Raw genomic sequence first — 638 nt, forward strand, 5'->3', positions numbered from 1 at the left:
GGCGGCCACAGCACAACGCAAGCGCCGCCCAAGGTGACGACCACAGTGGCCCCCACCCTTACCCCCGACGCCATCGACTCGCTGATCTTGGCGCCGGACCTGATTAGCGAGATTGTCGGTGCGAAACTCAACTGGGCGTCCAAACCTCCGCCCGGCGCGACCTCCCCGCCCGTGGCCGCCTTCGCCTGGCTGGACCAGGCCTCCATTGCCCCCTGTCATCGACGAGGGCAACCCCGAGTGTGGGGCGCTGTTCGGGCTGGACACCAACACGGTTGGCGTGGCCTATACCGCATGGCGAAGCAATCAATACAGGGAAGAAAAGGACACTTCAGGTCATGCGGTCCGTCAAGCCGTTGCGACGGTCGTCGATTCCAAAGCAGCGACGGTGTTGCTTGGCAACGCTTTTGCCAAGCGTCTCGACGCCTGCAGCAATGCCGTCATCCACCTGAGCGGCAAATATCGATGGAGATTCCAGAAGACCGACGCGACCGATACGGGAGTGCGGTGGACGGGAACGGAACTAGAGGACGGGCAGATCACCGGCTGGGTCTGCGCCAGCGAGGCGCGGGCAAAGAACAACGTGGTCATCTACGCGCAGGTGTGCCAATGGGGCAACGGCGCTCCGGCCGCAGCGACGA

At 63.9% G+C, this 638-nt stretch carries 2 protein-coding genes; one reads left to right on the top strand and one right to left on the bottom strand.

Annotation, left to right across the window (positions count from 1 at the left end; translation table 11 throughout):
• Window positions 1-206, bottom strand: a 206-nt coding sequence (locus A5692_RS29610) for a hypothetical protein (RefSeq protein WP_231984122.1), incomplete at its 3' end; no start/stop codon positions are given.
• Here A5692_RS29610 and A5692_RS00145 point away from each other — a divergent pair.
• The coding region (locus A5692_RS00145; RefSeq protein WP_197514292.1) for a sensor domain-containing protein at window positions 206-638 on the top strand (433 nt) is incomplete at its 3' end. The two genes, A5692_RS29610 and A5692_RS00145, sit on opposite strands and share 1 nt — an antisense overlap.

Origin of the sequence: Mycobacterium sp. E342 (assembly GCF_001667665.1) — a bacterium.
In the GTDB taxonomy this organism is placed as follows: Bacteria; Actinomycetota; Actinomycetes; order Mycobacteriales; family Mycobacteriaceae; genus Mycobacterium.